The organism is Pseudooceanicola spongiae, from assembly GCF_014899185.1.
Classification (GTDB): domain Bacteria; phylum Pseudomonadota; class Alphaproteobacteria; order Rhodobacterales; family Rhodobacteraceae; genus Pseudooceanicola; species Pseudooceanicola spongiae.
Map to the genome: position 1 here is coordinate 3,225,405 of NZ_CP045201.1, position 24,274 is coordinate 3,249,678.

The following is a 24,274-nucleotide window of genomic DNA, read 5'->3' on the forward strand; positions in this document are numbered from 1 at the left end:
CCGACGATAGAGGTGAGTTATGGCAGAGCCGAGAGACGAGGATTTTCTGGACGACCCGGAAGCCGTTGAAGACGACGCTTACGAGGACGACATGGAAGCAATCGAGAGCGAGGAAGCCGAGATCGAAGCACTTCGGGCTGAACGCGATGCGTTCAAGGACAAGTTCATGCGGGCTCTGGCCGATGCGGAAAACTCGCGCAAGCGGGCGGACAAGCAGCGGCGCGAGGCCGAGAACTATGGTGGGGCGAAACTGTCGCGTGACATCCTTCCGGTTTATGACAACCTGACCCGCGCTCTGGACGCGGCAGGCGAAAAAACCGAGGAAAATGCGGCACTTCTGGAGGGGATCGAGCTGACCATGCGTGAGCTGGTCAATACCTTCCGCAAGCACGGGATCGAACCGATCACGCCGAAAATCGGTGATAAATTCGACCCGAACCACCACGAAGCGATGTTCGAGGCTCCGGTTCCGGGCACGAAAGCCGGCGAGATCATTCAGGTCTCGGCAGAGGGCTTCATGCTTTATGACCGTCTGCTGCGCCCCGCTCAGGTGGGCGTCAGCTCCAACCCCGGTTGAGGGGCGGCCCCTTTTGGGGGCCACTGAGACACGACTTTTGAGAGGCGTTCCGCGTTAGTTTTCGCGGGACGCCTCTTTCAGTTTGTAGAGCAGATCCAGCGCATCGCGGGGCGAAAGTTCGTCTGGATGGATGCCATTTAGCATGTCGGTAAGCCGTCGGTATTGCGTCGGTAACTGGTCGGACACTTTTGGCGCAGGCGGCGAGGCGGCGAACAGCGGCAGATCGTCGATCATCGCCTTGGGATTCTTGGACGAGCGCGCAGTATCCTCCAGCGAGGCGAGCACGTCGCGGGCGCGCGCGACGACGCTGTCGGGCAACCCGGCCAGTTTCGCCACCTGCACACCATAACTGCGATCGGCGGCACCCATGCGGACCTCGTGCAGGAAGATCACGTCGTTGTCGTATTCGCGCACGGCGACGGTGGCGTTCTCGACCCCGGGGAGACGCTTCGCGAGGTCGGTCATCTCGTGGTAGTGCGTGGCGAAGAGGGCGCGGGAACGGTTGACGCCGTGCAGATGCTCCAGCGTGGCCCAGGCGATCGAGAGGCCGTCATAGGTGGCGGTGCCACGGCCAATCTCGTCCAGGATCACCAGCGCGCGGTCGTCGGCCTGATTGAGGATGGCTGCCGTCTCGACCATCTCGACCATGAAGGTCGAACGGCCGCGTGCGAGGTCATCCGAGGCGCCGACGCGGCTGAAGATCTGGCTGACCAGACCGATATGGGCACGGGTGGCGGGGACGTGGCTGCCCATCTGCGCCAGCAGGGCGATCAGGGTGTTCTGGCGCAGGAAGGTCGACTTACCGGCCATGTTCGGACCGGTCAGCAGCCAGATCGCCGCCGCCTCGGCATCCGCAGACAGCACGCAATCGTTGGCGATGAAGGGGTGACCCTGCCGGCGCAGCGCCTGCTCAACAACCGGGTGCCGGCCACCGATGATTTCCAGCGCGCGGGAGGTGTCGACCAGCGGGCGGGTCCAGTCCTCGGCCCGGGAAAGATCGGCGAGGGCGGTGGTCAGGTCGAACTCGGCCAGCGCACGCGACAGCTGGGTGAGGGCGGGGGCGTCGTTCAGGATTGCCTCGCGCAGGGAGGCGAAGAGCCGCAGCTCGATCCCCTGTACCTGACCGGCGGCGTTGAGGATGCGGGTTTCCAGGTCCGACAGATCAGGCGTGGTAAAGCGCACCTGATTGGCGGTGGTCTGGCGGTGCTTGAAGGCGTCGGAGTGCGGCGGCTTCAGCATCTTTTCGGCGTGGGTCGAGGTGACTTCGATGAAGTAGCCGAGCACGTTGTTGTGCTTGATCTTCAGCCCCGTGATGCCGGTCTGTTCGGCGTATTGCTGCTGCATCTGGGCGATGACGCCGCGCCCCTCATCCCGCAGGGTGCGGATCTCGTCGAGTTCGGCGTCGTAGCCCTTGGCGATAAAGCCGCCGTCGCGCGCCAGCAGGGGCGGTTCGGCGATCAGGGCGCTGTCGAGCAGGGCAAGGAGGTCCTCGTGCCCTGTGAGGTCACTGGCACAGGCGCTCAGCAGCTCTGGCAGCTCGGTCCCCGAGAGGAAGTGCGAGATCGTCTCGGCCTGTTCCAGCGCGTTGCGGATGGCGGCCAGATCACGCGGGCCGCCGCGCTCCAGCGCCAGCCGCGACAGGGCGCGGTCGAGGTCGGGCACCTTGCGCAGGGCGGCGCGCAGATCCTCGGACAGGCGGGTCTGGTCGGCGGCGAAGTCGACCGCGTCGAGGCGGTCGGTGATGGTGGCGAGGTGGCGCGAGGGCGAGGAGATGCGACGCTCCAGCAGGCGGGCACCGACGGCCGTGACGGTGCGGTCGATGGCGGCGAGGAGGGAGCCCGCGCGACCGCCGCCAAGGGCATGGGTGATCTCAAGGTTGCGCCGGGTGGCGGCGTCAATCTGGACGGAACTGTCGGCGGCTTCGCGCAGGGGCGGGCGCAGCAGCGGCAGTTTGCCCTTTTGGGTGATGTCGAGGTAGTCGACCAGCGCGCCCATGGCCGAAACCTCGGCCCGGGTGAACTGCCCGAAGCTGTCGAGGGTGCCGACGCGGAACAGATCGGTCAGGCGCTTGGTCGCATTGGTGCTGTCGTAGGAGCCACGCGAGAGCGGCGTCAGGGCGATGTCGAAATCCTCGACCAGCGGGCGCAGCTCAGCCTCGTCCGCGTCGCTGACCAGCAGTTCGGAGGGGGCGAGGCGGGCGAGTTCGGGGCCGAGCTTGACGGTGGCCAGAGGCATCACGTGAAACGAGCCGGTCGAGATGTCGACCCAGGCCAGCGCGGCTTCGTCCCGGACGTTGGCATAGGCGGCGAGGAAGTTGTGACGGCGCGCCTCGAGCAGCGAGTCCTCGGTCAGGGTGCCGGGGGTGACGAGGCGCACGACATCGCGGTGCACGACGGACTTGCCGCCGCGCTTCTTGGCCTCGGCGGGGTCCTCCATCTGTTCGCAGACGGCGACGCGAAAGCCTTTGCGGATCAGCGTCAGCAGATAGTTTTCCGCCGCATGAACCGGGACACCGCACATCGGGATATCCTCGCCCAGGTGCTTGCCGCGCTTGGTCAGAGCGATGTCGAGCGCGGCCGAGGCAGCGATCGCATCGTCGAAGAACATTTCGTAGAAATCGCCCATCCGGTAAAACAGTAGGGCGTGCGGATATTGTTCCTTTATTTCAAGGAATTGCGCCATCATCGGTGTGACTGCGGCAACGGTGTTCATGAGGCCCCCAAAGTGCTTTGCGCTAGGGTACAAATCATGGAGGGGCTGCGAAAGGCGAAAGCGCGTGACTGTTGAGAAGATCGTGGGCCTTGTGTATGACGCAACGACCTTTGGAGGACCGTTGCGATGACAAAAGCCAAGATCAGCCGTGAAGACGCGCTTGCCTTTCACCTGGAACCCACCCCCGGCAAGTTCGAGATCACGGCGACCGTGCCGATGAACACGCAACGGGATCTGAGCCTGGCCTACAGCCCCGGCGTGGCCGTGCCCTGCGAGGAAATCCACGCCAACCCCGAGACGGCCTATGACTACACCAACAAGGGCAACCTTGTGGCGGTGATCAGCAACGGCACCGCGGTGCTGGGTCTGGGCAACCTCGGCGCGCTGGCCTCCAAACCGGTGATGGAGGGCAAGTCGGTGCTGTTCAAGCGCTTCGCCGATGTGAACTCGATCGACATCGAGCTGGACACTGAAGATCCCGAGAAGATCATCGAGGCGGTCAAGCTGATGGGCCCGACCTTCGGCGGCATCAACCTTGAGGACATCAAAGCGCCCGAGTGTTTCATCATCGAACAGCGCCTCAAGGAAGAGATGGACATTCCCGTCTTTCACGACGACCAGCACGGCACCGCCGTGATCTGTGCCGCCGGCCTGATCAACGCGCTGCACATCAGCGGCAAGAAGATCGAGGATTGCCGCATCGTGCTGAACGGTGCCGGGGCGGCGGGGATCGCCTGTCTTGAGCTGCTGAAGTCGATGGGCGCGACCCATGACAACTGCATCATGTGCGACACCAAGGGCGTGATCTATCAGGGCCGCACCGAGGGCATGAACCAGTGGAAGTCGGCCCATGCCGCGCGTACCGGTCTGCGCACGCTGGCCGAGGCGCTGGAGGGCGCGGATGTCTTCCTCGGCGTGTCGGTCAAGGGCGCGGTGACACAGGCGATGGTCAAGAGCATGGCGCCGAATGCAGTCATCTTCGCCATGGCGAACCCCGACCCGGAGATCACGCCCGAAGAGGTGCACGAGGTGCGCGAGGACGTGATCGTCGCCACGGGCCGGTCGGACTATCCCAATCAGGTGAACAACGTCCTCGGTTTTCCCTACCTGTTCCGGGGCGCGCTGGACATCCACGCCCGCGCCATCAACGACGAGATGAAGATCGCCTGCGCTCAGGCGCTGGCGAAACTGGCGCGTGAGGATGTGCCGGACGAGGTCGCCGTCGCCTATGGCAAGGCGCTGACCTTCGGGCGCGACTACATCATCCCGACGCCGTTCGATCCGCGTCTGATCTACGTGATCCCGCCCGCTGTCGCGCAGGCCGGGATGGAGACGGGCGCCGCACGTCGTCCCATCGTCGACATGGACGCCTATGAGCAGACGCTGAAATCGCGCATGGACCCGACGGCGAACATCCTGCGCGGCATCCATGCCCGTGCTCGCAACGCTCAGGCGCGGATGATCTTTGCCGAAGGCGACGACCCGCGCGTGCTGCGGGCGGCGGTGATGTACCAACGCTCCGGCCTCGGCGAGGCGATTGTTGTTGGCCGTGAGACGGACGTGATGGAGAAACTGGCGGCGGCGGGCCTCGGCGATGCCTTCGAGGAGCTGACGATCGTCAACGCCGCCAAGACCGAGCATCTGACGCGTTACAAAGAGTTCCTTTATGACCGCCTGCAACGCCGCGGCATGGACCAGCAGGACATTCACCGCCTCGCCGCGCGCGACCGGCATGTCTTTGCCGCGCTGATGCTGGCGCATGGCCATGGCGACGCGCTGATCACCGGTGCGACGCGCAAATCGGCGCATGTGATGGAGCTGATCAACCACGTCTTTGACGCCGACGCCGAACATGGCGCGGTCGGCACCACGGCGATCCTGCACAAGGGACGCATCGTGCTGATCGCCGATACGCTGGTGCACGAATGGCCGAACGAGCACGACCTCGCGGATATCGCCGAGCGCAGCGCGGAAGTGGCGCGCGATCTGGGTCTTGAGCCTCGGGTCGCCTTCGTGTCGTTCTCGACCTTCGGCTATCCGGATTCCGAGCGGGCCGAGAAGATGCACCTTGCCCCGACCGTGCTGGAAAAGCGCGGCGTCGATTTCGAGTACGAGGGCGAGATGACGGTCGATGTGGCGCTGAACGCCCGCTCGCGCGAGAATTACCCGTTCTCGCGGCTGACCGGCAATGCCAATATCCTCGTCGTGCCGGCGCGCCATTCGGCCAGTATCAGCGTCAAGCTGATGCAGGAGATGGCGGGCGCTACGGTCATCGGGCCGATCCTGTCGGGCGTCGATAAGCCGATCCAGCTATGCTCAACGGGCGCGACGGTGAGCGATATCCTCAACATGGCCGTTCTGGCCGCCTGCAAGGTCAAGTAAATGGCGATCTGGAACCTCGGCTCGGTCAATGCTGACCTCGTCTACCGGGTGAAGCATATGCCCAAACCCGGCGAGACCCTGTCGGCGCATGGCCATCAGCGGGGCCTCGGCGGCAAGGGTGCGAATATGTCCGTGGCCTGCCATCGCGCGGCGTCACACGTGGAACATATCGGTGCCGTGGGCGATGACGGGCTGTGGATGAAGGCGCGGCTGGCCGAGTATGGCGTCGGCGTGGCGCATCTGGCCGAGGTTGCAGGGCCGACCGGGCAGGCGATCATCCTGCTGGATGACGCTGCCGAGAACGAGATCATCATCCTTGCAGGCTCCAACCACGCTGTGACGGAGGCGATGATCGAGGCGGCTCTGGCGGGGGCGACGGCGGGCGATATCGCGGTGTTCCAGAACGAGACGAACGCGCAGGTGGCTTTTGCGCGCGCCGCCAAGGCTGCGGGACTGCGGTTGGCTTATGCCGCCGCGCCCTTCGAGGCGGAGGCGGTTGCAGCGGTGCTCGAGCATCTGGATATCCTCGTGATGAACGCGGTCGAGGCGGAGCAGCTGGAGTCCGCGCTTGGCCGTGCGCCACAGGATCTGCCGGTGGCGGATGTGGTGATTACCCTCGGCGGTGACGGTTGCCGCTGGATCCATACCGCCAGCGGTGCGGTGCGCGATTTTGCAGCGCCCAAGGTGGTGCCTGTCGATACCACGGGGGCGGGCGATACCTTCACCGGATATCTGCTGGCCGGGTTGGATCAGGGCTTGGCGATGGAAGAGGCGCTGGCGCTGGCGCAGAAGGCCGGGGCGTTGATGGTCACGCGCCTTGGCACGGCGGACGTGATCCCGATGCGGGACGAGCTGTAACGTATCTGTGATGCGATTTTCGCGCCTGACGGGAAACCGTTGCGCGCCCTGTGACGTGTCTGCTGGGGATCGGGGCAATCATCGCCCCGGCTGAACACGTAAAAACCAGGGAGTTCTGACATGAACCGCATTCTGATTGCCGCCACTCTGACCGCTTTTGCCGCCCCCGCGATGGCGGCTGATCACATGATGTCGCCGATGGTCGAGGCGATGGACCAGGACGTCTCGAACGGGATCGTCAGCGCCTCCAAGGTGATGGCGCCGTCGAACGGATGGATGGTCGTGCACCGCACCGACGCCGAGATGAAGCCTGGCCCCGTGGTCGGCTATGCGCCGCTGCGCGAGGGTGAAACCGATGATGTCGCCGTGATCCTGCAGGAACCGGTGATGTCGGGCGACATGCTGATGCTGATGGTCCACGCCGAAGACGGTGGCATGAAGACCGGCGTGTTCGAATACACGCTGGGCGCCAAGGAAGACGGCCCGATCAAGCCCGATGGCAAGCTGGTGATGGCGACCATCACGGCGAAATAAGCGCCGCTTTTTACAGAGTGACGCAGGGGTCGGGGCCACAATGCCCCGGCCCCTTTTTCGTGTCGCTTGGCATTTGGCACACGCGCGCCTAGCCTCGACTTTCGCGGATTGATGCTATGTCACACGTGAAACAGGAGGCGTCATGAAGCTGGCAGTCTGGTCCGGGCCGCGCAATATCTCGACTGCGATGATGTATGCCTTTGGCAATCGCGCGGATTTCGCGGCGGTGGACGAGCCGTTTTATGCGGCCTATCTGGCGCTGACCGGCCTGAGACATCCGATGCGCGACGAGATCCTTGCGGCGCAGAGCCAGGACGTGGCCGAGGTGATTGCTGAGCTGACCGGCCCGGTGCCCGATGCCAAGATGCACGTCTATCACAAGCACATGGCCCAGCACATGCTGCCCGAAGTGCCGCGCGACTGGTTCACGGGGATGCGGCATGTCTTTCTGATCCGCCACCCGGCCCGCGTGCTGCCCAGCTTTGCCGCCAAGTACGACCAGACCACGCTGGCCGATATCGGGATCGTGCAGCAGGGAGAGCTCTATGACCAGCTGGTGTCAGAGGGGCACACGCCGGTTGTCGTCGACAGTGTCGATATCCGTGCTGATCCTGAGGGGATGCTGCGGGCGCTCTGCGAGGAGGTCGGGCTGGAGTGGGACCCGGCGATGCTGACCTGGCCTGCGGGGGCAAAGCCCTTCGATGGCGTCTGGGCGGATGTCTGGTACGGCGCGGTGCACCGCTCAACCGGGTTCGCGGGGCCTGAGGGGCCGGTGCCGGTGCTGGAGGGCGCGCTGGCCGAGATGGCCGAGGCGGCGCTGCCGACTTATGAGAAGCTGGCCGGCCGCCGTCTGAAGGCTTAATCTTGCGCCAGGTTTTCGAATTATACACAAGATGTGGTTAAGATCCCAGCATCTTGCCCAGCTTCATGGCAACGGACATATCACCTGAGACCTTGATCTTGCCCATGGCGAAGGCGGTCACCGGGTTCAGCTTGCCCGCGATCAGCTTTTCCAAGTTCTTGTGCGAGATATGGATGGTGCAGTCGGCGGGGTCATCCGCCAGACGGGCGGTGCCGTCACTGATGGTGATCGCGCCATCGTCGCCACAATCGAACTTCAGGCTGTCGTCGATCGGCTTGCGATCCAGTCCGCGCTGAAACTTGTCCGCGATCTCTTGCAGGGTCATGCCGTGCTCTCCTCCCATGAAAAACGCCGCTCCAATGGGTATTGGAGCGGCGTGATATGTGCAGCAAGTGTGACGTTACATCACTTCAGGCGACGGTTCCGGGCGGCCAGCAGCTTGAGCCGCAGGGCGTTCAGCTGGATGAAACCGGCGGCGTCTTTCTGATCGTAGGCACCGGCGTCTTCTTCGAAGGTGACGTGTGCTTCGGAGTAGAGCGAGTGATCGGACCAGCGGCCAACGGTCGTGGCGAGACCCTTGTAGAGTTTCAGGCGGACGGTGCCGGTGACATGCTCCTGGCTCTTGTCGATCAGGGCCTGCAGCATTTCGCGTTCGGGGCTGAACCAGAAGCCGTTGTAGATCAGCTCGGCGTAGCGGGGCATGATCGAGTCTTTCAGATGGCCTGCGCCGGAATCCAGCGTGATCTGTTCGATGCCACGGTGCGCCTCAAGCAGGACGGTGCCGCCGGGGGTTTCGTAGATGCCGCGGGATTTCATGCCGACGAAGCGGTTTTCGACGAAATCGAGACGACCGATGCCGTGCTTGCCGCCCAGCTCGTTCAGCTTGGTCAGGATCGTGGCGGGGGACATCGCCTCGCCGTTGATCGCGCAGGCGTCGCCTTTTTCAAAGCTGATCTCGACGAACTCGGGTTCGTTCGGGGCCATCTCGGGGGCAACGGTGCGCTGGTAGACGTAATCGGGCGCAGCGACGGCGGGATCTTCCAGCACTTTACCCTCAGAGGATGTGTGCAGAAGGTTCGCATCAACCGAGAAGGGTGCTTCGCCGCGTTTGTCCTTGGCGATCGGGATCTGGTTCGCCTCAGCGAACTCCAGCAGACGGGTGCGGCTGGTCAGGTCCCATTCGCGCCAGGGAGCGATGACCTTGATGTCGGGGTTCAGAGCGTAGGCGGACAGCTCAAAACGGACCTGATCGTTGCCCTTGCCGGTGGCGCCATGGGCCACGGCATCGGCGCCGGTCATGGCGGCAATCTCGACCAGACGTTTGGAGATCAGCGGGCGCGCGATCGAGGTGCCCAGCAGATACAGACCTTCGTAAAGGGCATTGGCGCGGAACATCGGGAAGACGAAATCGCGCACGAATTCTTCGCGGACGTCTTCGATATAGATGTTTTCGGGTTTGATCCCCAGCAGTTCAGCCTTCTTGCGGGCGGGGTCGAGTTCTTCGCCCTGACCGAGGTCAGCGGTGAAGGTGACCACTTCGCAACCGTATTCGGTCTGAAGCCACTTCAGGATGATCGATGTATCGAGGCCGCCGGAATAGGCCAGCACGACTTTCTTGGGCGCGGACATGTCTACTTCCCTCTTTGGGTTTTCCCCGCGCGATAGCGGGTTTTCCGGCTGGGCACAAGGTCAGGCCCCTTGCGTATAAGGCCTAAGAGCGTAAGACATCGCCCATGAGTGAGTTTCAGGATAAAGCCCGTGCAGCCATGCACGCGATGCGAGAGGTGTTCCCCGCGACGCCTCTGATGCGCAATGACCATCTGTCAGTGAAATATGACGCCGATATCTGGCTCAAGCGCGAAGATCTCAGCCCGGTGCGCAGCTACAAATTGCGCGGCGCCTTCAATGCGATGCGCAAGGTTCATGGGGCCAGCGCCTTTGTCTGCGCAAGCGCGGGCAACCACGCGCAGGGCATGGCCTTCATGTGCCGCCATTTTGAGGTTCCCGGCGTGATCTTCATGCCGGTGACAACGCCGCAGCAAAAGATCGACAAGACGCGGATTTTCGGTGGGGCGTATGTCTCGATCAAGCTGGTGGGCGATTATTTCGACGACACGCTGGCCGAGGCACAGCGCCATTGCGCCGAGATCGGCGGCCATTTTCTGGCGCCGTTTGATGATGACGACGTGATCGAGGGGCAGGCCAGTGTCGGTGCCGAGATCGAAGACGAGATGCCGGAGCTCGCCGACATGATCGTGCTGCCGGTGGGTGGCGGCGGTTTGTCGTCTGGCATGCGCAGCTATTTTGGCGACCGGGTTGCCCTGCGCTTTGTCGAGCCGTCGGGCGGCATGTCGCTGCGCGCCGCGGTCGAGGCGGGTGAGCCGGTGACGCTGAAGAAGGTCGACAGTTTTGTCGATGGCGCGGCTGTTGCGCGGATCGGGGCGAAGCCGTTTGCGCGCCTCAAGGGCATCCGGGCCGAGGATGTTCTGGCCGCCCCCGAGGATCGCATCTGCATCACCATGCTGGAGATGCTGAACGTCGAGGGCATCGTACTGGAGCCTGCGGGCGCCCTGTCGGTCAACGCGCTGGAGGATCTGCGCGACGAGATCCGCGGCAAGCGGGTGATCTGCGTCACCTCGGGCGGCAACTTCGATTTTGAACGCCTGCCGGAAGTGAAGGAGCGCGCACAGAGGTTCGCGGGGGTGAAGAAGTACTTCATCCTGCGGCTGCCGCAGCGCCCCGGGGCTTTGCGCGATTTCCTCGACATGCTGGGGCCGGACGACGACATCAGCCGGTTCGAGTACCTCAAGAAATCAGCCCGCAACTTCGGGTCTGTGCTGATCGGGATCGAGACAAAGGATGCCGCCAATCTGGATGCGCTTTATGCGCGGATGGAGGCGGATGGCTTTGCCTATCGTGACATCACGACAGATCCGGTGCTGGCCGAGTTCCTGATCTAGGCGGCCAGTCTGGCGGGCAGCTCTGCCAGAAAAAGTGCTTTGCTTTCGAGATAAGTGGTCTGGATCGCGTTGAGATCGACGCGATCCGCACAGCCTTCGCCCGCCAGCTTTTCGCCCTGTGCGCAAAGCGCGGCGCAGGCCCTGAACCCCAGTGTCATGGCGCTGCCCCTGAGAGCATGCAGATCCTCTTCCAGCTGGCTGGACTGGGGCAGGTGGTTCAGCGTGGTTTCCACCTCCTCAAGGAAGATCGAGATGACCTCGTCAAAGCCGTCCTGCCCGACGTCGTTGCGCAATTCCAGTATCTGGCCCCAGGAAATCATGTCGTGCCCCGTCCTTTGATCCCAAAGGCACCGTAGAGCTGAAATGTTAATTGAACCTGAAACATTAGGGAAAAATAGACATTTAAGAGGGCCTTAAGCCTGCGGCCCTAAGTTGAGGCGAAGCGGGCCCGGGTCGACCCGGGGGCAGGGCAGCCAGGGCGGGCAGATCAGGTGCAATCACATTCGGCAAGGACGCTACCAGATCAGCAGGTCTCGGGGCCCGCGGATCTGGTGGACAGCCAGGCGACGGCGCTGCCACCGCGCCGCGTGCTGGTGGTCGATGACAGCCGTTTGCAGAGGCGCGTTCTGGCCGTCCTGCTGGGCGGCTGGGGTTTTGAGGTCCACGAGGCGACCGGAGGAGAGGAGGCGCTGGAGATGGGCCAAATCCTGCAGCCGGATCTGGTGATCAGTGACTGGATGATGCCCGGCATGGACGGCATCCGTTTTTGCAAGGCCTTCCGCGAGATGGTGCGCGAGGAGTACGGATATTTCATCCTTCTGACCTCGAAAGCCGACAGGATGGACGCGGCAGAGGGGCTCGATGCCGGGGCGGACGACTTTCTGACGAAGCCCGTCAACAAGGCCGAACTGCGGGCCCGGCTGAACGCGGGCGAGCGGATTTTGGACATGCAGCGCCAGCTGACGGAAAAGAATCGCATCATTCGCCAGACGGTGGACAAGCTGCAGGCGGCGCATGACTCCATCGACAGCGACCTGATCGAGGCGAAAAAGCTGCAACAATCGCTGGTGCGCGAACGCCATCGCGATTTCGGATCTGCGCAAGTGTCACTGCTGTTGCGCTCGGCCGGGCGCGTGGGTGGCGATCTGGTGGGGTATTATCCGATCAACGCCACCAGCTTTGGCTGTTTCGCGATCGATGTCTCGGGGCACGGCATCACCTCGGCGCTGATGACGGCGCGGCTGGCTGGCTATCTGTCTTCCGCGGTGCCTGAACAGAACGTCGCGCTGAGGGCGGTTGGGGATGGCAGTTTCGCCGCCCGTCCGCTTGCCGAAGTGGCGCGGCATCTGAATGATCTGGTGCTGAGCGAAGTCACGACAGAACATTATTTTACCATGGTTCTGGCGCATGTGTCGCTGGACAGTGGCGAGGTCAAACTGGTGCAGGCGGGGCATCCGCATCCGGTGGTGCAGCGCGCCGATGGCCGGATCGAAGAGGTCGGGCGGGGCGGAGTGCCGGTCGGGTTGCTGCCCGACGTAGCCTTTGAGGACGTGACGCTGACGCTGTTTCCGGGCGATCGACTGCTGATCCAGTCAGACGGAATCACGGAATGCCCGGACCCCGGGGGAACATTGCTGGGCGAAAATGGCCTGTTCGAATTTCTGAATGATCTCAGAGAAGTGAGGGGCGCGGCCCTGCTGGAGGCAATCCTTTGGAAGCTGGGACTTTACGCAGGCGATGCGGAGTTTCCCGACGATATCTCGGCGGTGCTTGTGGAATATCCGGGGGGCGGATGAGGCTGCGTGTCTGGCCCGTGTCAGAGCAGGGCGCGCAGGAAGTCGCGGTCGCCGGGGTTGGCAATCAGCTCCAGCGCGACTTCGAATTCGAGCCAGACGGCGGTGTGGTCCGGCTCCATCGGGTCAGAGCGGCGCACAGTCGGGCGCGCAAGAAAGATGTGGCACATCTTTTCGGCGTGCAGATCATAGTCGGGCATATAGACAAAGCGGCGATAGGCGCCGAGGTGGCGCGGCGTGCCGATAGCCCAGCCGGTTTCTTCCCAGACCTCGCGGTGCAGCGCCTGAATGGCGGATTCACCGGCATCGATGCCGCCGCCGGGCAGCTGAAATTCGGGATCCGGCTGCGCCTGGAAGGTCATCAGCAGCTTGCCGTCGCGCGGCAAAATCGCATAGGCGCCGGGCCGCAGAGTGTAGTTTTGGCCTGTCACAGGCGGGGTACCGTAGCGGCGCATAGGGGCTTTGTCCTTGAAGGTGGGTCGCTTGCCCCTTACGTCGCACCGCGTTATGCCAAGAGCAAGCGCATAGGATATTCCCCATGACCATCAGCACGAAGATTGCCTGGGACGACACCGTTCTGCCGTTCCAACTCGACAAAGCAGACGTCCGTGGCCGCGTGGCCCGGCTCGACGGGGTGCTCGAAGGCATCCTGAAACAACACGATTACCCACCTGCCGTTGAGGCGCTTGTCGCCGAGATGGCGCTGCTGACCGCCCTGATCGGCCAGACCATCAAGCTGCGCTGGAAGCTGTCGTTGCAGATCCAGACCCGTGGCGCGGTGCGCATGATCGCCACCGATTACTACGGCCCGCAGGAAGATGGCGAGCCGGCGCGCATCCGTGCCTACGCCAGTTTCGACCGCGACCGCATCACCGACAGCAACCCCTTTGATCAGGTGGGCGAGGGCTATTTCGCCATCATGATCGACCAGGGGCATGGCATGGCGCCTTATCAGGGCATCACACCGCTGGCCGGGGGCTCTCTCACCTCCTGTGCGGAGGCGTATTTTGCGCAGTCCGAGCAGATCCCGACGCGCTTCAGCCTGTCTTTCGGCCGCTCGACCGAGGTTGGCGGAGAAGAACACTGGCGCGCCGGTGGCGTGATGGTTCAGACGATGCCGAAAGCCGGGATGCATGTCGAAGAAGGCTCGGGCGAGGACGGGTTGCTGCAGGCGCAGGATCTGGTCAGCGGCGATGCCGAGGAAAACTGGAACCGGGTGAACTTTCACCTCAACACGGTTGAACAGCTTGAGCTGATCGGCCCCAGCGTGGCCCCGACGGACCTGCTGGTGCGTCTGTTCCATGAGGAAGGCCCGCGTGTCTTCGATGCTCAGCCGGTGCGGTTCGGCTGTTCGTGTTCCGAGGAGAAGGTGCGTCAGAGCCTGTCGATCTATTCGGCCAAGGACATCGAGAAGATGACCACCGACGAAGGCAAGGTGACTGCCGATTGCCAGTTCTGCGGTGCCCATTACGTGATGGACCCAGCGACGGTGGGGTTTGAGGCCGGAGACAATGCAGGCTGACGCCGCCACTTTTGACCGCATTACCCAAGCTCTGAAGACGGCGCAGACGCCGTCTTCAGATTTCGACCTGAACAAGGATGCGCATCTGATTGCCGGGCTCAAGACGCGCCCCGCCGGTGTGCTTTGCGCGCTTCAGGAGGTGGAGGGCAGCCTGCAGGTGATCCTGACGGTGCGCTCGTCAGCCCTGAAGCACCACCCGGGCCAGATCTCTTTCCCCGGAGGCAAGCAGGAGGACAGCGACGCCGATGTCGTGGCCGCCGCCCTGCGCGAAGCCCGCGAAGAAATCGGCCTGCCCTCCGATATTGTCGAGGTGCTGGGCTGCCTGCCTGCGCATCAGACCGTGACCTCGTTTCAGGTGACGCCGGTGATTGCCCGCATCCACGGCGACTTTATCGTTCGCCCCGAGCCCGGCGAGGTGGCCGAGGTGTTTCGCGTGCCGCTGGCGCATGTGCTGGATGCCAGCCGCTATTCGGTGCAGTCGCGCGCCTGGCGCGGCGAGATGCGGCATTATTTCACCGTACCCTACGGGCCCTACTACATCTGGGGTGCGACAGCGCGGATGCTGCGCGTACTGGCCGAGGCCGTCGGGCAATGACCCTGATCAGTGGGGAATGGCTGCGCCGTGAGGCGACACAGGCCGTTTGCGCAATGCTGACCGACGCCGGGTTTCAGGCCTATTTCGTTGGCGGCTGTGTGCGCGATGCGCTGATGGGTCTGCCGGTCGGCGATGTCGACATCTGCACCGACGCCCACCCCGAGAAGGTGCAGACCTTGGCGGAGGCCGCCGGGCTCAAGGCCATTCCCACCGGCATCGAGCATGGCACGATCACTGTCGTCTCTGGCGGCATCGCGCATGAGGTCACAACCTTTCGCCGCGATGTCGAGACCGACGGCCGCCATGCCGTCGTGGCGTTTTCGGAGTCGATCACGGAAGATGCGCGGCGGCGCGATTTCACGATGAATGCGCTTTATGCCGACCCAAAGGGGCAGGTTCTGGACCCGCTGGGCGGCATGGCTGATCTGCAGGCGCATCGACTGCGCTTTATCGAGGATGCGGATCTGCGGATCCGCGAGGATTACCTGAGAATCCTGCGGTTTTTCCGCTTTCATGCCCGCTTTGGCGACCCCCAGGCTGGGCTTGACCCCGATGCCCTCAGCGCGATTGCAATGAATGCCGAAGGGCTGGACACACTGTCGGCCGAACGTGTCGGTTCCGAGATGACGCGGCTGCTGGCCGTGCCGGACCCGGCCCCGGCAATGGCGGCGATGCAGAGGACCGGCGCGCTGATGCATGTGCTGCCCGGGGCCGAGTGTGCAGCGCTGGCACAGCTGATCCACGTGGAACGGCTGGCGGGGCTTTCCCCGGATTTTGTCGCGCGACTGGCGGCGATCGGTGGCGAGGACGTGGCAGAGCGGCTGCGTCTGTCGAAAAAAGAGGCAAGCAGGCTGGCGCTTTACCGCGCAGAGGTCGGCTCGGCACGCGGAGCGGGCGAGCTGGGGTATCGCCTTGGCCGTGACCCTGCGCAGCAAATTGTCGCGCTGCGCATCGCCATGCTGGAACTGCCCTTCGACGCCGCTATGTTCAGTCTGGCCGGGCATGGCGCGCAGCAGGTCCTGCCGGTCAGGGCGCAGGATCTGATGCCACAGTTTCAGGGCGCAGCCCTCGGGGCCGAGCTGAAAGCGATCGAGCAGCGTTGGATCGCGTCGGATTTCACGCTGGACCCTGCCGCCCTGCTGGGCAAACACTGACGCCAAGGCACTTTCGGCGCGATCCCGGCGCGGCTGATGCTGTGGCACTCGGCTGCCGTTAGGGCCGCAAGGAACGCGTTGATGATACACCCCGAGAAGATGATTGATCCCTTCCTTGCGACGCAGAAGGCGCCGCCGCAGAGCCTGCTGAAGTTCCTTCGCTGGGCCTTGCAGGGCAGTGGCCATGCGATCCTGCTGGCCACGGTCTTTTCCGTCATTGCCGGCGGGATCGAAGCGGCGACCGCCTGGATCCTGGGCCGGGTGATCGACAGCGCCCAGACGAAGGGCCCGGAGGCATTCTTCAGCCTGACCAACCTGCCGCTGGTGATTTCGGCCGTGGCGTTCTTTCTGCTCGCGCGGCCGCTGTTCAACGGGCTGGCTTCGGGGATCAACGCGATCATCATCCAGCCGAACATCTTTGCGCTGGTGATGCAGCGGCTGAACCGCTGGACCATGGGCCAGTCGATCACCTATTTTGACAATGATTTCGCCGGGCGCATCGCTCAGAAACAGCTGCAGACGGCGCGCGCCTCGACCGAGGTGGTGGTGGAGATGATCAACGTCGTCGCCTTTGCGCTCGCGTCCGTCGTAGGGGCCGCGGCGCTGGTGATGGGGATCAATGGCTGGCTGGGCGTGATCTTGGTGCTGTGGATGATCGGGTATTGCCTGCTGATCCGCCTGTTCATTCCCAAGGTGCGCGGCCGGGCAGGGCGGCGCGCTGCGGCTCGGGCCATGGTCACGGGGCAGATCGTCGATACGGTGACCAACGTCAAAACGGTCAAGCTGTTCGCCCATGCGGATCACGAGGAACGCGCCTCCATGGATGCTCTGTCGGGTTATCGCACGGCCGCGCTGGAGTTCGGCTATGTCTCGGCGTGGTTCAGGTTTTGCCTTCTGCTCATCGGGGGGCTGCTGCCGATCCTATTGGTTGGCGGCGCCCTGATCTTTTGGGCGCAGGGCACGGCTAGCGTGGGCGATATCGTGGCGGCAGGGGCGGTTTCGGTGCGGCTGGCGCAGATGACCGGCTGGGTCAGTTTCTCGCTGATGGGGATCTATGCCAATATCGGAGAGGTCGAGGACGGCATCCGGACGCTGGCCACCCCGATGCGGCTGCTGGATGAGCCGGGCGCGGGCGCCTTGTCGGTGCCGAATGGCGCCATCCGGTTCGAGGGCGTTTCCTTTGCCTATGGCCAGAAAAAAGGCGGCATCCGTGGCGTGGATCTGGAGATCGCGCCGGGCGAAAAAATTGGCATCGTGGGGGCTTCGGGGGCAGGGAAATCGACGCTCGTGTCGTTGCTGCTGCGCCTCTACGACACCGAAGGCGGGCGTGTGCTGATCGACGGTCAGGACGTTGCGAAGGTGACGCAGGATTCGCTGCGCCGTCAGATCGCGCTGGTCACGCAGGATACGGCGATGTTCAACCGCTCCGCCCGGGAGAACATTCTGTACGGCCGTCCGGATGCGAGCGATGCGGATCTGTTTGCGGCGGCGCGGCAGGCCGAGGCGGATCATTTCATTCGCGATCTGACAGATCTGCAGGGCAACGCTGGCTATGATGCGCGGCTCGGCGAGCGGGGCGTCAAGCTGTCGGGCGGGCAACGTCAGCGCATTGCTCTGGCGCGCGCCATCCTGAAGGACGCACCGATCCTGGTTCTGGACGAGGCGACCAGCGCGCTGGACAGTGAGGTCGAGGCGCAGATCCAGCTGGCTCTGGAGCGTGTGATGCAAGGCAAGACGGTGCTGGCGATTGCGCACCGTCTGTCGACGATCGCCCATATGGACCGGATCGCGGTATTGGAGGCAGGACAGATCGTCGAGCTGGGCAGCCACGATGAACTGCTGGCGCGCGACGGCGTTTATGCGCGCTACTGGGCGCGCCAGTCTGGCGGCTTCCTCAACCTCGACCAGGATGATGGCACGGGTGCCGAATAGGGCTTTGCCGGAAAGACGCGCTGCGATAGAGGGGCGGCCATGAACACATATGACATCCAGAGACTGGGCCATCATGGCGATGGCGTTGCCGAGGGGCCGATCTTTGCCCCGATGACCCTGCCGGGCGAGACCGTGAGCGGCGTTCTGTCCGGTCAGCGGCTTGAGAACGTCAAGATCATCACGCCGTCGGTGGAACGCGTTGCCGCCCCATGCCGGCACTTCAAATCCTGCGGTGGCTGCGCGGTGCAGCACGCGGGCGAAGGCTTTGTGGCGACCTGGAAGCGCGGCATTGTCGAGACGGCTCTGCAGGCGCAGGGGATCGACGCGACGTTTCTGGAGGTCATCACGTCGCCCGCGCAGTCGCGGCGGCGTGCGTCCCTGTCGGCGCGGCGCACCAAGGGCGGGGCGATTGCCGGGTTCCATGGCCGTGCTTCGGGTGCGATTGTCGAGGTTGTCGATTGCAAGCTGCTGCATCCCGATCTGATGCGGGCGTTGCCGGTGGCTGAGGCGCTGGCGATTGCCGGGGCCGGCCGCAAGGGCGAGCTTTCGGTGCAGGCGACGCTGTCGGAGGGCGGGCTGGATGTCTCTGTCACCGGCGGCAAGCCGCTGGACGAGGCGCTGCGTCTGAAGCTGAGCGAAGAGGCCCAGCAGCTGGGTTTGGCGCGTCTGGCGTGGGAGGGCGAGGTTGTCGTCACCCGTCAGTCGCCGGTGCAACGTTTCGGCCGGACGCAGGTCGTGCCGCCTCCCGGTGCCTTCCTGCAGGCGACAGCCCATGGCGAGGCGACGCTGCGTGACGCCGTGATGCGAATCACCAAGGGGGCCAAGTCGGTCGCCGATCTGTTTGCCGGCTGCGGCACCTTCGCGCTGCCCCTGTCCGAACATGTGGATGTTCTGGCAGTTGAGGGGGATCGCGCCATGACCGAGGCGATGGAGCAGGGCTGGCGGCGTGCCGGTGGTCTGCACCGGCTGCGGCCCATGGTGCGCGATCTTTTCCGCGATCCACTGGTGCCCGAGGACTTCAAGGGGATCGACGCTGTGGTCATCGACCCGCCGCGTGCGGGTGCCGAGGCCCAGACGCGGCAGCTCGCCGAGGCCCGCGTGCCGGTCATTGCCGCCGTGTCTTGCAACCCCGGCACCTTCGCCCGTGACGCCCGCCTACTGATCGAGGCGGGCTATCGCATGGGCCCGGTTCAGGTCGTCGATCAGTTCCGCTGGTCGTCCCATGTCGAGCTCGTGACCGACTTTTCGCTCAACTAATCGTGAGGGCGACATTGCCTCTTCTGCGAAAAGCCGGGTTTTGATAGGATGCCTCTCAGAGCATCAATCAAAAAAAGATCGAAAAACGATGATACGGGCAGTATTGATCCTGGTCCTGGCGTTTGCCGCGGCTGGGTGTTCTTCTAAGTTTCAAACGTATGACGGGCCGCAAGTCACCCGGATACATGTCTTCAAAGAGGACCGTCGCATGTACCTCATGCACGGGCCGCAGGTGTTGAAGGCCTATGACATCGGGCTGGGGTTCGCCCCGGTCGGAACCAAGCAGTTCAGCGGTGATGGCAAGACGCCCGAGGGCGACTATTACATCGACCGTCGCAACCCAAACTCCGCTTTCCACCTGTCGGTCGGGATTTCCTACCCCAAACCTGATCAGGTGGCCTTTGCCGAGACGATTGGCAAAACTGCGGGGGGCGACATCTTTATCCATGGCGGGCCGCGCAACTATCGCAACGCGCCAAGGGATTGGACGGCCGGCTGCATCGCAGTCACCGACGAAGAGGTCGAAGAGATTTACGCCATGGTCGGGGATGGCACGCCAATCTCGATACACCCCTGACGTTTTGGCATTTGAGGCATTGAAAAAGGGCGGCCCCGCGGGGTCGCCCTTTTTCGTTCATTTCCGATGGGGTGCGCTGGCTCAGTTCGAGGCCAGATAGGCGGGCTGACCTGCCTGACGGCTGCCGAGGATCATCGTCCACCAGATCTTGCCGTTGCCCTCCTGGTACCAGGCAAAGCCCAGATCCGTGGCGCGTTTGTCCAGGATCACGCGGCGGGTGTCGTCTTCGTCCATCCAGGCCGAGAGGGTTTCGATCTCGGTCTCGAAGGTCTCGGAAATGTTCTCGCCAATCAGGTTGCCGCGGTAGCCGACGCGCTGCACCCGATCAAGCGGCGAAGACCCGTCGGACCCGAAATGCCAAGGGCGGTTCTGGTTGGCCATGTCGCGCGAATGGGTCGCAGCGGCTGCGGTCAGTGCCGAATCAAGGACCAGAGGTTGGGCGCCGGAAGCAGAGCGCAGCGTGTTCACGGAATCCAGCATCTCATAGGGAATGCGGTTTTTACCGTCCGAGGGGATGCGGTAAAGTTTGGGCAGGGGTTTCCCGTCCGCAGCAAGCCGCGGCGGCTCAGATCCCGGCATTGTGGCGCAGCCAGAAAGTGCCAGAAGAGCCGATACGAGAAGAATTGTAATGCGCATATTCGTCCTGCCGTTTAGGAGAGCTATCTAACCGCTTATCGCGGCCCTTGATCTGTAGCAAACGCACAACGATGTGAAGTGGTTCACTGACACTTGTTTGATTTGCGACTGAGGCATCTGCGCCATACAATCGTTACAAAATTCCGATGCGACGGACACGGAGACAAAAATGAGCATCCCCACCGACACCAAACAGTCACGCCGCGCGTTCCTCGCGACCGGCGCAGTATTCCTTGCAACCCCCGCGTTGTCGCAGAGCCAGTCTGCAACTTACGCGGCTCCTTTCGCAAATTCCACAGAAGTCGAACGCGACCCGACTGAGTCGACCCGCCGGAACGTCTCGTCGTTCCGCGCGCTCGACTGGGAGCCGTACTTCAACAACACCGTTAACGGTGCGATCCTGGTGGATATTGATTCGCGCGCGCTGCACTACTGGTCTGAAGACCGCAGCATCTACAAACTGTACCCGACGTCGGTTCCGGTCACGGATGACCTGACGCGGCGGGGCAGCACAAGCGTGACGCGCAAGGTCGAGAACCCGTCCTGGGCCCCAACCCCTGCGATGAAAGTGCGCAACCCCGAATGGCCTGAATTTGTCGGCCCCGGCCCGGATAACCCACTGGGAACACGCGCACTTTATCTGAGCTGGACCTACTACCGGATCCACGGCACCCACGACACGCGTAAAATTGGCCGTCGTTCGTCCAATGGCTGCATCGGTTTGTACAACGAACACATCGAAGAGCTGTATGAACTGGCCAAAGTGGGCACCCAAGTGTTGCTTATTTGACGACATTTCCCTGTGGCCGTGAGAGCTTACGCATCTTCCAATTGCAATGGTATGTGCGTCCCGCTTATGACGGAATCACGAGGTAAGTCTTGGGTGCTTGCTGTGGTAACTTTCGTTCACTGCGCAGGCCTTTTCTGGAGGTTAACATGAAAAAATTCGTACTCGCCGCTACTCTGGCAGCTGCTGCTACAACCGCGACTGCTGGCTCCTACGCCGAGCCGGTCATCGAAGCACCGGTCATCGTAGAAGAAACCACCAGCTCGTCGACCGGCATCGTTCTGCCGCTCATCCTGCTGGCAGTGGTTGCTGCTGCTGTCGCCGCCAACTAATCGGCGCACGACATCAAATAGAAAAGGCGGTGAAGCAATTCACCGCCTTTTTTTTGTTCTGAAGGTGGGGAGGCTGGTTACAGCCAGCCCGCCAGGTTCGCCTCGATTCGTCCCATGAGGGCGCCGATGTGGGCATCGTCATCGTTCAGGCACGGGATGTAGGTGAAGCTTTCACCGCCTGCGTGCTCAAAACTTTCGCGAATCTCCTCGTTGATTTCTTCCAGAGTTTCGATGCAATCGGCGGAAAATGCCGGCGCGATGACGGCGATTTTCTTTTTGCCAGCCTCGGCCAGTGCCGCCACATGCTTGACAGTGTAGGGCTGCAGCCATTTCTCGGGGCCGAATTTCGACTGGAAGGTCGTGGTGATCTTGTCATCCGCCCAGCCCAGCCGCTCTTTCAGCAGGCGCGTCGTCTTCACGCACTGGCAGTGGTAAGGATCGCCCTGCGTCAGATAGCGGAACGGCAGCCCGTGGTAGGAGCAGACGAGGATATCCGGCTTGGTTTCCAGCTTGTCATAGGCGCGCTCAACTGACTGGGCGAGGGCGTCGATATAGGCGGTGTCGCTGAAATAGGGGGGCAGGGTCCGGCTGGCGGGTTGCCAGGTTTCGTCCATCAGCGCACGGAAAAACTGGTCGTTGGCCGTGGCGACGGTGGCGCCCGCGTATTGCGGATAAAGCGGGCAGAACAGGATCTTGGTGCACCCCGCCGCGACCATCTCGCGGACCTTGGACTTGGTTGAGGGGTTGCCGTAGCGCATGCAGAAATCGACCATCACATTGGCGCCGTAGCGCTGCGCCAGCGCGGCCTGAAGCTTGACCGTCTGCTGACGTGTGATGGTCAGAAGCGGGCTCTCATCCGCCTCGTTGTTCCAGATCGAGCGGTAGGCCTTGCCGGATTTCGACGGGCGGATCGTCAGGATGATGCCCTGCAGGATCGGCTGCCATTTCCAGGCGGGATAGTCGATGACGCGGCGGTCCGAGAGGAATTCGGACAGATAGCGGCGCATCGACCAGTAGTCGGTGCCATCGGGCGTGCCGAGGTTGGCCAGAAGAATGCCGACCTTTTCGCGCGGGATGGCAGGGTGATCGGCTGCGGCATGGGTCGGTCGGGTCGCGTCGGTCATGGTCGTCTCCTGCTGGGTCTTATCGCTGATAGAGGATGTGCCCCGGGGGTCAACATGGGACGCCATGCCTGTGACGATGGGTCCGCGTCATGGCTTCAATGGGTTTTCATCCGTGCCGAGCGCTGCCGCCAGAGAGGACATGGCCGAGCCGGGGCGCAGTGGTTTTTGCTGCGAGTCGTCCGGCGCCCAGCCCGTCAGGGTGATCAGCTCGAAAGTGGCGGTGACACGGCCATCCGCATCCCCGTAGTTTTGTTGATAAAGCTCCATCGCGCGCAACAGAACGGCCCGGCGGGTGGGCTTGCGCAGTCGGTCATTCAGCGCGTTGGACTCTCCCATAGCGCGAAGATCATGCAGTAACTTCAAGGGAGAGCTGAAGCTGATACTGAGTGCGTCGCTGTCGGCCACCGGCAGGGCAAGGCCCGCACGCTGAAGCAAACCGCCAAGATCGCGGACTTCGCCCATTGGGGCGACGCGGGGCGACAGGCCGCCGGTGATCTCGACCTCGGCCTCGGCCAGGGAAATGCGCAATTCAGTCAGGGTGTTACCGCCGAAGAGCACGCCGAGGAACAGACCGTCGGGGCGCAGAGAGCGGCGGCATTGAATCAGCTGACCGACAAGATCGTTGCTCCAGTGCATATCGAAGACATGCATCACCAGATCGGCGGATCCGGGCGCAATATCGAGCACCTCAGCCGCCTGCACGATGCGGGGCGGCGTGGCAAAGCCTGCTGCCAACTCCTGCCAGTGCTCTGGAAAAGGCGTTACAAGGACGGCGTCCTTAAAGGACCTGTTAACGAAACTTATCCGATCCTGCAGGTCCTCGGCGACGAGCGCATGCAGAAACAACCCGTCCGCAGTGGCGCGGGCGCGGCGGTGGAGCAGGGCAGTGGGGTCAGTCAGGATCGGATGTGTCATGAGCCGGATAGATAGGTCCTTGGGATCGGCAGTTCAAATGACAATGCGGTTGATCTATCCGCCACGCTGTCTGGGCTGCGGCGGGTTGGTCGAGAGTGACTTTGGCCTGTGCGCCGCCTGCTGGAGCGATACGCCCTTCATCGGAGGGGTGGTCTGTGATGGATGCGGGGCGCCATTGCCGGGTGGGCAACGTGGCGAAACAGCCCATTGTGACGACTGCTTGCGGTATCCTCCGGTCTGGGCGCGGGGCCGGGCGGCGATGATGTATGCGGGGCAAGGGCGCAAGTTGGTGATGGCCCTGAAGCATGGTGACCGCCACGATATCGCGGCCCCAGCCGCCGATTGGATGGTCGAGGCCGCAGAGCCACTTATCGAGGCGGGCATGATCGTGGCGGCCATTCCGCTGCATTGGCGGCGGCGCGTGAAGAGGGGCTACAACCAGTCGGCACTGCTGTCGCGGGCCATTGCAAAGCGGCTGAAGCGCTTTGATGTGATCGACCAGCCGGATCTGCTGCAACGCCTCAAGCGCACCGATTCGCTTGAGGGTAAGGGGAGAGAGGAGCGCCATGCGATCTTGTGTGACGCGATTTCGGTGACGCCCCGCCACATTGCAAAACTGCAGGGGCGTCCGGTGCTGATCGTCGATGACGTGATGACCTCAGGCGCGACGTTTTCGGCTGCAAGCATCGCCTGCATCGCGGCGGGCGCGGGATCCGTTTCGGTGCTGGCTCTGGCGCGCGTGGGCAAAGCATCCTAGGTTAAGGG

The 24,274-nt window shown here is 63.2% G+C and carries 24 protein-coding genes; 16 read left to right on the top strand and 8 right to left on the bottom strand.

Annotated elements, in window-relative coordinates; genetic code table 11:
- Window positions 1-19 precede the first annotated feature (19 nt).
- A complete protein-coding gene (locus tag F3W81_RS15190) occupies window positions 20-577 on the top strand; it encodes a nucleotide exchange factor GrpE (protein WP_193079967.1) in 558 nt (185 codons plus the stop codon).
- 54 nt (window positions 578-631) lie between these two features.
- On the opposite strand, the gene mutS is transcribed toward F3W81_RS15190, so the two are convergent.
- Window positions 632-3,289: a DNA mismatch repair protein MutS gene (mutS, locus tag F3W81_RS15195; protein ID WP_226941703.1), complete on the bottom strand. Its 2,658-nt coding sequence runs from the start codon at window positions 3,287-3,289 to the stop codon at window positions 632-634.
- A 126-nt stretch (window positions 3,290-3,415) separates the two neighbouring features.
- Here mutS and F3W81_RS15200 point away from each other — a divergent pair, with 126 nt between their 5' ends.
- The 4 genes from F3W81_RS15200 to F3W81_RS15215 all read left to right on the top strand — a co-directional run bounded on the left by F3W81_RS15200 (window position 3,416) and on the right by F3W81_RS15215 (window position 7,925).
- On the top strand, window positions 3,416-5,671 hold the full coding sequence (locus F3W81_RS15200; RefSeq protein WP_193079968.1) for an NADP-dependent malic enzyme: 2,256 nt from the start codon (window positions 3,416-3,418) through the stop codon (window positions 5,669-5,671).
- Window positions 5,672-6,529 carry a ribokinase gene (locus tag F3W81_RS15205; RefSeq protein WP_193079969.1) on the top strand — a complete coding sequence of 286 codons (858 nt, stop codon included), beginning with the start codon at window positions 5,672-5,674 and terminating at the stop codon, window positions 6,527-6,529.
- Between the two features lie 171 nt (window positions 6,530-6,700).
- Entirely contained in the window at window positions 6,701-7,063 is a 363-nt protein-coding gene (locus tag F3W81_RS15210; RefSeq protein ID WP_193083923.1) for a DUF7282 domain-containing protein, read from the top strand.
- A gap of 142 nt (window positions 7,064-7,205) precedes the next feature.
- Complete coding sequence (locus F3W81_RS15215; protein ID WP_193079970.1) at window positions 7,206-7,925, top strand: sulfotransferase-like domain-containing protein; 720 nt, start codon at window positions 7,206-7,208, stop codon at window positions 7,923-7,925.
- 37 nt (window positions 7,926-7,962) lie between these two features.
- Here F3W81_RS15215 and F3W81_RS15220 read toward each other — a convergent pair whose 3' ends face one another.
- A complete protein-coding gene (locus F3W81_RS15220; protein ID WP_193079971.1) occupies window positions 7,963-8,250 on the bottom strand; it encodes an SCP2 sterol-binding domain-containing protein in 288 nt (95 codons plus the stop codon).
- Window positions 8,251-8,330: 80 nt separating this feature from the next.
- Window positions 8,331-9,554, bottom strand: a complete 1,224-nt coding sequence (locus F3W81_RS15225; RefSeq protein WP_193079972.1) for an argininosuccinate synthase — start codon at window positions 9,552-9,554, stop codon at window positions 8,331-8,333.
- A gap of 104 nt (window positions 9,555-9,658) precedes the next feature.
- Between F3W81_RS15225 and ilvA the strand changes: the two genes are divergently transcribed.
- Window positions 9,659-10,885, top strand: coding sequence for a threonine ammonia-lyase IlvA (ilvA, locus tag F3W81_RS15230; RefSeq protein WP_193079973.1), 1,227 nt, complete (start codon window positions 9,659-9,661; stop codon window positions 10,883-10,885).
- Here ilvA and F3W81_RS15235 read toward each other — a convergent pair.
- Entirely contained in the window at window positions 10,882-11,205 is a 324-nt protein-coding gene (locus F3W81_RS15235; RefSeq protein ID WP_193079974.1) for an Hpt domain-containing protein, read from the bottom strand. The genes ilvA and F3W81_RS15235 overlap by 4 nt on opposite strands.
- Before the next feature lie 171 nt (window positions 11,206-11,376).
- Here F3W81_RS15235 and F3W81_RS15240 point away from each other — a divergent pair, with 171 nt between their 5' ends.
- Window positions 11,377-12,681, top strand: a complete 1,305-nt coding sequence (locus F3W81_RS15240; RefSeq protein WP_226941704.1) for a PP2C family protein-serine/threonine phosphatase — start codon at window positions 11,377-11,379, stop codon at window positions 12,679-12,681.
- 20 nt (window positions 12,682-12,701) lie between these two features.
- On the opposite strand, the gene F3W81_RS15245 is transcribed toward F3W81_RS15240, so the two are convergent.
- Entirely contained in the window at window positions 12,702-13,133 is a 432-nt protein-coding gene (locus F3W81_RS15245; RefSeq protein ID WP_193079975.1) for an NUDIX hydrolase, read from the bottom strand.
- A gap of 83 nt (window positions 13,134-13,216) precedes the next feature.
- Here F3W81_RS15245 and hslO point away from each other — a divergent pair, with 83 nt between their 5' ends.
- The 6 genes from hslO (at window position 13,217) to F3W81_RS15275 (ending at window position 19,715) form a co-directional block, all read left to right on the top strand.
- A complete protein-coding gene (hslO, locus tag F3W81_RS15250) occupies window positions 13,217-14,200 on the top strand; it encodes an Hsp33 family molecular chaperone HslO (protein ID WP_193079977.1) in 984 nt (327 codons plus the stop codon).
- Entirely contained in the window at window positions 14,190-14,795 is a 606-nt protein-coding gene (locus tag F3W81_RS15255; RefSeq protein ID WP_193079979.1) for a CoA pyrophosphatase, read from the top strand. Before hslO ends, F3W81_RS15255 begins: the two co-directional genes overlap by 11 nt.
- Window positions 14,792-15,949, top strand: coding sequence for a CCA tRNA nucleotidyltransferase (locus F3W81_RS15260; RefSeq protein WP_193079980.1), 1,158 nt, complete (start codon window positions 14,792-14,794; stop codon window positions 15,947-15,949). The genes F3W81_RS15255 and F3W81_RS15260 overlap by 4 nt, the downstream gene beginning before the upstream one ends.
- 81 nt (window positions 15,950-16,030) lie before the next feature.
- Window positions 16,031-17,881 carry an ABC transporter ATP-binding protein gene (locus F3W81_RS15265; protein ID WP_193079981.1) on the top strand — a complete coding sequence of 617 codons (1,851 nt, stop codon included), beginning with the start codon at window positions 16,031-16,033 and terminating at the stop codon, window positions 17,879-17,881.
- Window positions 17,882-17,920: 39 nt separating this feature from the next.
- Window positions 17,921-19,138 carry a class I SAM-dependent RNA methyltransferase gene (locus F3W81_RS15270; RefSeq protein WP_193079982.1) on the top strand — a complete coding sequence of 406 codons (1,218 nt, stop codon included), beginning with the start codon at window positions 17,921-17,923 and terminating at the stop codon, window positions 19,136-19,138.
- Window positions 19,139-19,346: 208 nt separating this feature from the next.
- On the top strand, window positions 19,347-19,715 hold the full coding sequence (locus F3W81_RS15275) for a L,D-transpeptidase family protein (protein ID WP_407692450.1): 369 nt from the start codon (window positions 19,347-19,349) through the stop codon (window positions 19,713-19,715).
- 81 nt (window positions 19,716-19,796) lie between these two features.
- Here the strand turns inward: F3W81_RS15275 and dalA are convergent, their stop codons facing one another.
- Window positions 19,797-20,294, bottom strand: a complete 498-nt coding sequence (gene dalA, locus F3W81_RS15280; protein ID WP_226941705.1) for a divisome-associated lipoprotein DalA — start codon at window positions 20,292-20,294, stop codon at window positions 19,797-19,799.
- 226 nt (window positions 20,295-20,520) lie between these two features.
- Here dalA and F3W81_RS15285 point away from each other — a divergent pair, with 226 nt between their 5' ends.
- Window positions 20,521-21,141 carry a L,D-transpeptidase gene (locus F3W81_RS15285; RefSeq protein WP_193079985.1) on the top strand — a complete coding sequence of 207 codons (621 nt, stop codon included), beginning with the start codon at window positions 20,521-20,523 and terminating at the stop codon, window positions 21,139-21,141.
- A gap of 146 nt (window positions 21,142-21,287) precedes the next feature.
- Window positions 21,288-21,470: a hypothetical protein gene (locus tag F3W81_RS15290; protein ID WP_193079986.1), complete on the top strand. Its 183-nt coding sequence runs from the start codon at window positions 21,288-21,290 to the stop codon at window positions 21,468-21,470.
- Window positions 21,471-21,547: 77 nt separating this feature from the next.
- On the opposite strand, the gene hemH is transcribed toward F3W81_RS15290, so the two are convergent.
- Both hemH and F3W81_RS15300 read right to left on the bottom strand, forming a co-directional pair.
- Window positions 21,548-22,594 carry a ferrochelatase gene (hemH, locus tag F3W81_RS15295; RefSeq protein ID WP_193079987.1) on the bottom strand — a complete coding sequence of 349 codons (1,047 nt, stop codon included), beginning with the start codon at window positions 22,592-22,594 and terminating at the stop codon, window positions 21,548-21,550.
- 87 nt (window positions 22,595-22,681) lie between these two features.
- Window positions 22,682-23,509, bottom strand: coding sequence for a methyltransferase domain-containing protein (locus tag F3W81_RS15300; protein WP_193079988.1), 828 nt, complete (start codon window positions 23,507-23,509; stop codon window positions 22,682-22,684).
- A 37-nt stretch (window positions 23,510-23,546) separates the two neighbouring features.
- On the opposite strand from F3W81_RS15300, the gene F3W81_RS15305 reads away from it, so the two are divergent.
- Window positions 23,547-24,266, top strand: coding sequence for a double zinc ribbon domain-containing protein (locus F3W81_RS15305; protein WP_226941706.1), 720 nt, complete (start codon window positions 23,547-23,549; stop codon window positions 24,264-24,266).
- Window positions 24,267-24,274: the final 8 nt, after the last annotated feature.